Genomic DNA, 6,011 nt, shown 5'->3' on the forward strand with positions numbered 1-6,011 from the left:
GGCGCGCCGGCAGCGCCGGTGCCCAACGCCCGGCGCTGCCGGCTGCAGGCAAGAAAAAAGCGATGCGCCTCACGGTTCGCATCGCTTTTTTTCAGGCGGCGTCGCGGCCGCTCATTCCGCGTCGGGCAGGATCGCCTCGTCGCCGAACAGGCTTTCGATGGTCTCGCGCGGGCGCACCAGGTAGGCGTTGACGCCGTCGACCAGCACCTCGGCGGCGCGCGCTCGCGTGTTGTAGTTCGAGCTCATCACGAAGCCGTAGGCGCCGGCCGAGCGGATCGCCAGCAGCTCGCCCGGGGCGATCGCCAGCGTGCGCTCGCGGCCGAGCCAGTCGCCGCTCTCGCAGACCGGGCCGACCACGTCGTAGACGGCGCTGTCATGCCCGCTGTGCTCCTTGACCGGCACGATCGCGTGATAGGCCTCGTACATGGCGGGGCGCGCCAGGTCGTTCATGGCCGCGTCGACGATCGCGAAGTTCTTCTCCTCGCCCGGCTTGAGGAATTCGACGCGCGTGAGCAGGATGCCGGCATTGCCGGTCAGCGAGCGGCCCGGCTCGAAATAGACCTCGCGCTGGCCGTGGCCGCGCGCGTCGAGCCTGGCGAACAGCGCCGCCACGAAGTCGCCGATCGCGGGCGGCGTCTCGTCGGCATAGGTGATGCCCAGGCCGCCGCCGATATCGACGTGATGGATCGGGATGCCGTCGGCCTCGATCTGCTCGACCAGGTCGAGCACCTTGTCGAGCGCGTCGAGATAGGGGCTCAGCTCGGTGATCTGCGAGCCGATGTGGCAGTCGATGCCGACCACCTGCAGGTTCGGCAGCGCGGCCGCGGCGCGGTAGCTGGCGCGCGCCTCGGCGAAGGCCACCCCGAACTTGTTGGCCTTCAGGCCGGTGGAGATGTAGGGATGCGTCTTCGGGTCGACGTCGGGATTCACGCGCAGCGAGACCGGCGCGCGCTTGCCGAGCGAGCCGGCCACCTCGTTGAGACGGTCGAGCTCGGGGATCGACTCGACGTTGAAGCACTTCACGCCGGCCTGCAGCGCCACGCGCATTTCCTCGGCGCTCTTGCCGACGCCCGAGAACACCACGTTTTCCGCCTTGCCGCCGGCCGCCAGCACGCGCGCGAGCTCGCCGCCCGAGACGATGTCGAAGCCGGCGCCCAGGCGCGCGAACACGTTCAGCACGCCGAGGTTGCTGTTCGCCTTGACGGCCACGTGGATCGCGGCGCGGCGGCCCTCGCAGGCCTGCGCATAGGCCTGGTAGGCGGCCGTCAGCGCGGCGCGCGAATAGACGTAGAGCGGCGTGTCGAAGTGTTCGGCGAGCTTGTCGGTCGGAATGCCCTCGGCATGCAGCGTGCCGTTGACGTAATCAAAAACGGGGTGAGTCATCCGGAATCATCGAGTGGGGGTGGCGGCGGAGGCCGGGGCCGGCGCGGCGAGCGACGGCGAAAGCTGCAGCGTGGTGCCGGCGGAGGCGGAGATCGGCTCCGCGCCGGACGCGGCGCTGGCGTCCGAGGCGGCATCCTCGGCAGCGGGCACGGTCTCGACGGTCGGTTTCGCGGGCAGGGGCGGCACGACGGGCAGATAGAGCGCGCCGCGTTGACCGCAGCCGGCCAGCGCCAAAGCCGCTACAATCGCGCTCATCTGGAAAACGACACGCATGATCGTCCCTAAACAATTGAATCGACAGAGTTTAGCATGAGCGACACCGAATACCTGACCCGCGCCGAGGCCGTCCTGGCGGCCGTCGAGCGCTGCGTGGACGAAGCCAACGAGGGCGATCTCGACATCGATCTCGGCCGTAACGGCAGCGTGATCACGCTGAGTTTCGAGAACGGCACGAAGATCATCGTGAACCTGCAGCCGCCGATGAAGGAGGTCTGGATCGCGGCCAAGTCGGGCGGCTTCCATTACCGCTACCTCGACGGCGCCTGGCGCGACACGCGCTCGGGCGACGAGTTCTTCGAGGCGCTCACGCGCTACGCCAGCGAGCAGGCCGGCGAGCCGGTGACGTTCAGCGCCTGAACGCAGCGGCGGGGCGGCGGCCTTCCGCTATGTCTCGATGCCGCCCCCGAAGTGAAAAGAGCGACCCGCGGGTCGCTCTTTTGCTTGCGGGCGGCTGGCCGCTCGCTCAGTTGCCGCCCTGGAACAGGTTCATGATGTCCTGCCGTTCCTGCTCGTCCACGTGCGGGACCGACGCGTCCAGCGGCGAGGCGGCCTGCGCGACGCCGACCGTCGAGACGAAGCCGTGGCCCGGCGTGAACTCGGAGAAGTACAGTTCGTCGCCGATGGTGGTCACGTCGTCCGGCATCGGCATGCGATAGGCCGGCACGTTCTTCAGCGAGGGCCCCATGTAGTCGATCCAGACCGGCAGGGCCAGGCCGCCGCCGGTCTCGCGGTCGCCGAGGCTGCGCGGGTTGTCGTAGCCGATCCAGGCGATCGCGGCCAGCGTGTGCTGGTAGCCGGCGAACCAGGCGTCGCGCGAATCGTTGGTGGTGCCGGTCTTGCCGCCCAGGTCGCTGCGCTTGAGCACGTTGGTCTTGGCGCCGGTGCCGCGCTGCGCCACGCTCTGCAGCAGGCTGTTCATCACGTAGGCGTTGCGCGCGTCGATCGCGCGCGGCGCGTTCTGCTCGGCCACCAGCGGCTGGGCGCGCGCCACCACGTTGCCGCTCGAGTCGGTCACCTCGGCGATCAGGTAGGGATTGACGCGATAGCCGCCGTTGGCGAACACCGCGTAGGCGCCCGCCATCTGCAGCGGCGTGACCAGGCCCGCGCCGAGCGCCATCGGCAGGTAGGCCGGGTGGCGTTCCGCGTCGAAGCCGAAGCGCGTGATGTACTGCTGCGCGTACTTGGTGCCGATGTAGTTCAGGATCCGGATCGACACCAGGTTGCGCGAGCGCATCAGCGCGTTGCGCATCGGCTCGGGGCCGTCGAAGCCGCCGCCGTAGTTCTTCGGCTCCCAGGGCTGGCCGCCCGTCTCGGCGGCGCTGAAGAACAGCGGGCCGTCGTTGATGATGGTGGCCGGCCCCAGGCCCTTGTCGAGCGAGGCCGAGTAGATGAAGGGCTTGAAGCTCGAGCCGGGCTGCCGCCAGGCCTGCGTGACGTGGTTGAACTTGTTCTTGTTGAAGTCGAAGCCGCCCACCAGCGAACGGATCGCGCCGTCCTGCGGCACGATCGAGATGAAGGCGCCCTCGATCTGCGGCAACTGGGTGATGGCCCATTCGCCGCTGTCGGTCTTGACCACGCGCACGATCGCGCCGGGACGGATGCGCCGGTTCGGCTGCGCGCTGGCCGCCAGCGAGGCCGCGGCGAAGCGCAGGTTGGTGCCGGCGAGCGTGGCGCTGCTGCCGTCGACGAAGCTGACCTGGACCTGCTTCGGATTCGCGTCGGTGACCACCGCGGCGATCAGCTCGCCGTTGTCGGGATGGTCGAGCAGCGCGTCGTCGATCGCCTGCTCGCGCTCGGTGGCGTCGGCCGGCAGTTCGATGAAGGCTTCCGGGCCGCGATAGCCGTGGCGGCGCTCGTAGTCCATCAGGCCGCGACGCAGCGCCTGGTAGGCCAGCGTCTGGTCGGCCGAATCGACCGTGGTCACCACGTTGAAGCCGCGCGTATAGGTTTCGTCCTTGTACTGCGCGTACATCATCTGGCGCACCATCTCGGCGATGTACTCGGCGTGCACGCTGTACTCGCGCGTCGCGCTCTTCACCACCAGCGGTTGCGCCACCGCCTCGTCGTACTGCTCGCGCGTGATGAAGTTCAGCTCCAGCATGCGCTCCAGGATGTACTGCTGGCGCACCTTGGCGCGCTTGGGGTTGACCACCGGGTTGTAGGCCGAGGGCGCCTTGGGCAGCCCGGCCAGCATCGCCGCCTCGGCCAGCGTCAGGTCCTTGAGGTCCTTGCCGAAATACACGCGCGCCGCGCTCGCGAAGCCGTAGGCGCGCTGGCCGAGATAGATCTGATTCATGTAGACCTCGAGAATCTGATCCTTGCTCAGCGCGCGCTCGATGCGGTAGGCCAGCAGCATCTCGTAGATCTTGCGCGTGTAGGTCTTCTCGCTCGACAGGAAGAAGTTGCGCGCCACCTGCATGGTGATGGTGCTGGCGCCCTGGGTCGCGTGGCCGTTGGTCAGCGCCACCACGCCGGCGCGCACGATGCCGGTCAGGTCGACGCCGCCGTGTTCGTAGAAGCGCGCGTCCTCGATCGCGAGGATCGCCTTCTTCAGCGAGTCGGGCACGTCCTGGATATGGACGATGTCGCGCCGTTCCTCGCCGAACTCGCCGATCAGCACGTGATCGGCCGTGTAGATGCGCAGCGGCACCTTCGGCCGGTAGTCGGTCAGCGCATCGAGCGAGGGCATGTTCGGCCAGGCCACCACCAGCGCGTAGCCGAGCACCAGGGCCGCGCTCAGCGCCAGCGCGGCGCACAGTCCGACCAGGCCGAGCAGCAGCTTGAGCCACAGCGGCCGCTTGCGCGGCGGCGGGGGCGGAGGAGGCGGCGGCGGTTCGGCGGCCGGCGGCGGGGGCGACGGAGGTTCGGCGGCCGACGGCGGCGGGGACGTTGGATTGGTGGGTTGCATAGGCATACCGGAAAACAGTCCCGCGATTATAAACGCCCGCTATGCGCCTTCCTGGTGCAGCGCGGTGCGAGTTGTGATCGCCTCGCGCGGCCTTCGCGGTGCCCGGCTTGCTTCGTCATGGCGTGTGCGCCGCGAGGCGCGCCGGCGATGCGGCCGAGGAAGGTCGATCGGTGCCGACCTGCGTCGCTCGGCGCCGCGCATCGGCCATCCGGACGACTGCCGGAGCCGGCCGAGGATCCCGAGAATGCTTGGCAGGCCGCGCCCGTGTCGCGCGGCAGGGGAGGACCGGGATGAGGAGTCGGCGAGGATGGAGCATGAGCGGGCGGCGCGTGGCCGCCGGGATCGACGTCGGGCGTGACGCGGTGCGCGTCGCGTTCGTGAGCCGCTGCGGCAACGCGCTGGGGATCGAGGCGCTCGAGGTGGAGCCGTTCACGGCGCCCTACGACGTGACGAGCGCCGATTGGTCCGAGGTCACGCGCGCGCTGGAGACGATTTCGCAGCGGGTGCGCGGCCGGCTGCCGGTGCGCGGCATGGCGGCGGCGATGGCGCTGTCGTACCGCGAGGTGGTGGTGAGCACGCTCGATCCGGTCGTCGCGCGCCACGGGGCGCTCGAGCAGGCGGTCTATGCCGAGGCCGAGCGCAGCACGGGCATGCCCCGCGATTCGCTGGCGATCGACTGGTGCGTCAACGACATCCTCTACCCGGGCCGCCTGGTGATCGCCTCCACCGACCAGGCACGCATCGACCTGCGCGTCGACGCGGTGGCTGCCGCCGGTTTCATGCTGACCGGCATCGACGGCGAGCCGCATGCGGCGCTGCGCGCGATCCGGCAGGTCGCCGTGGCCGAGACCGAGCCCGACGAGCCCTACGTGGCGATCTGGATCGGCGAGGGCAGCGTCGATGCGTGGCGCGTCGAGGGCATGACGGTGGCCACGCACCTGAGCGCGCCTTCCGCCTCGCATGCGACTCTCGCCGAGCTGATGCGCGATCTGGCCGGGCGCGGCCTGGCCGAATGCGCCTTCGTCGGCGGCAATTTCGCGATGGCGGGCGACATGCCGCCTGCGATGTTCGCCGAGATCGCCGATCCGCTCGGCTGCCTGGTGCTGCCCTTCGAATGCGCTCCCTACTGCCGTAATCCGCACATCGACGCCGCCGCGCGTCATTCGCCGGTGCTCGCGGTCGCGTTCGGCCTCGCCCTGCGCGGGGTGTACGAATGAGCGCGCGGCGGCGGGCGCCGCTCTTGCCGTCACGCGCGGTGCTGCGCGATCCGGTCAGGCGCCGCGCCTGGCTCGGCGGTTTCAACCTGCTGCCCTACCGGCGCCGCGATGCGCGTCGCGAGCGGCGCCGGCGGCTGCTCGAGCTGGCGGGCGCCGTCGGCCTGGGCGTGGCGGGCGTCGCGCTGGCCTGCGCGATGCAGGGCCTGGAGCGCAAGCGTATCGAC

The 6,011-nt window shown here is 69.9% G+C and carries 5 protein-coding genes and 1 pseudogene; 3 read left to right on the forward strand and 3 right to left on the reverse strand.

Annotation, left to right across the window (positions count from 1 at the left end):
• Positions 1 to 111: 111 nt before the first annotated feature.
• Both lysA and F3J10_RS20740 read right to left on the reverse strand, forming a co-directional pair.
• A complete protein-coding gene (gene lysA, locus F3J10_RS20735) occupies positions 112 to 1,383 on the reverse strand; it encodes a diaminopimelate decarboxylase (RefSeq protein ID WP_167242890.1) in 1,272 nt (423 codons plus the stop codon).
• Between the two features lie 6 nt (positions 1,384 to 1,389).
• Positions 1,390 to 1,656, reverse strand: a complete 267-nt coding sequence (locus F3J10_RS20740) for a lipoprotein (protein ID WP_025099455.1) — start codon at positions 1,654 to 1,656, stop codon at positions 1,390 to 1,392.
• A gap of 36 nt (positions 1,657 to 1,692) precedes the next feature.
• Here F3J10_RS20740 and cyaY point away from each other — a divergent pair, with 36 nt between their 5' ends.
• Positions 1,693 to 2,019, forward strand: a complete 327-nt coding sequence (cyaY, locus tag F3J10_RS20745) for an iron donor protein CyaY (protein ID WP_025099454.1) — start codon at positions 1,693 to 1,695, stop codon at positions 2,017 to 2,019.
• A gap of 106 nt (positions 2,020 to 2,125) precedes the next feature.
• On the opposite strand, the gene F3J10_RS20750 is transcribed toward cyaY, so the two are convergent.
• Complete coding sequence (locus F3J10_RS20750; protein WP_025099453.1) at positions 2,126 to 4,576, reverse strand: penicillin-binding protein 1A; 2,451 nt, start codon at positions 4,574 to 4,576, stop codon at positions 2,126 to 2,128.
• Between the two features lie 308 nt (positions 4,577 to 4,884).
• Here F3J10_RS20750 and pilM point away from each other — a divergent pair, with 308 nt between their 5' ends.
• Positions 4,885 to 5,787, forward strand: coding sequence for a pilus assembly protein PilM (gene pilM, locus F3J10_RS20755; RefSeq protein ID WP_166912906.1), 903 nt, complete (start codon positions 4,885 to 4,887; stop codon positions 5,785 to 5,787).
• A pseudogene (locus F3J10_RS20760) lies at positions 5,784 to 6,011 on the forward strand (pilus assembly protein PilN); the annotation flags it as partial. The gene pilM and the pseudogene F3J10_RS20760, both read left to right, overlap by 4 nt.

This window comes from Burkholderia sp. Cy-637 (genome assembly GCF_011753175.1).
Classification (GTDB): domain Bacteria; phylum Pseudomonadota; class Gammaproteobacteria; order Burkholderiales; family Burkholderiaceae; genus Burkholderia; species Burkholderia gladioli.